This is a genomic window from Cupriavidus sp. 05N38 (assembly GCF_056397345.1).
Genome location: NZ_JBFTNF010000161.1, coordinates 1 through 1180 on the forward strand (window position 1 = coordinate 1; position 1180 = coordinate 1180).

The following is a 1180-nucleotide window of genomic DNA, read 5'->3' on the forward strand; positions in this document are numbered from 1 at the left end:
CCCTGCAACTCTTCAACATAGCCGCGGGTGCTTTCCATCTTGCGCCTGCCGAGAACTCAGCCCACAGCGGTCTCTAGCGCAGCTTCGTATTGCCCCAGGCAAGCCATGCCATTCATCCGTGAGCGCTGCAGTAGCGTCCGTTGCGCTCGTGCCGCGTTAGCGGCCTCGCCGTGCCAGKCCAGCAGGGGCGGCTCCTGCAAGGCGCGCCCGTAGGAGAAGGCCAGCCGCCAGGGCAGCGGGGCAAGCCGGTTCATGGCATCGAGATTGGCGGTGGCCTCAGTGGGCGTTTGGCCGCCGGACAGGAAGAAGAYGCCCGGCACCGCCGCCGGCACTGTGCGCTTGAGCACCYGCACAGTCTCCACGGCAACCTCAGCCGGCGCGGCGTGCCTGGTCTCCTTGCCGGGGAGYACCATGCTGGGCTTCAGCAGCATGTGTTCGAGCACCACCGCATGCCGGTGCAAGGCGTGAAAGACTTCGTGCAGCACGGCCTCGGTGACYTCGGCGCAACGCGCCATGGAGTGCGCGCCATCCATCARCACCTCGGGTTCGACGATGGGCACCACGCCCGTCTCCTGGCAGATCGCKGCATAGCAYGCCAGCGCCTCCGCATTGGCCTGGATGGCGCGCCAGCCAGGCAGYTTGTCGGAYACGTTGTACACCGCGCGCCACTTGGCAAAGCGCGCGCCCTGCTGGCGATAACCGGCAAGGCGCTTGGCCAGTCCGTCGAGGCCCTCGGTGATCTCGTCGCCGGGAGCGTGGGCGAGCGCGAGCTTGCCCTTATCCACCTTGATGCCGGGCACGATGCCATGGCGCGCGGCCAGTTCTGGCAGCGGCGTGCCATCGTCGGCGCGCTGGCCCAGCGTTTCCTCGTGCAGGATCACGCCGCTGATGAATTCACCAAGACCTGGTGTCGACAGGAGCAGGTTGCGCCACGACCGGCGATTTTCCTCGCTTGATTCCACACCGATGCGCTCGAACCGYTTGGCGATCGTCGGCCCGCTTTCGTCGGCGGCCAGCAGGCCTTTGCCCGCTTGAACCAGAGCGTCCACAGTGGCTTGCAGTTCGCTTCGTGTGTCCATGATGTTGCTCCGCGCAGGTGACATGAGAACAAGCATTAGCTCGCAAATGCAATTGTGCAAGCGAGCCCGGGGCCCGTGGCCGGTGCTTTGGTGGCCGCCCG

1 protein-coding gene is annotated in these 1180 nt (G+C 66.2%); it reads right to left on the reverse strand.

What is annotated here, in order from left to right:
* Positions 1–56: 56 nt before the first annotated feature.
* A complete protein-coding gene (locus AC1DK4_RS40665) occupies positions 57–1079 on the reverse strand; it encodes a class I fructose-bisphosphate aldolase (RefSeq protein ID WP_441623542.1) in 1023 nt (340 codons plus the stop codon).
* Positions 1080–1180 lie beyond the last annotated feature (101 nt).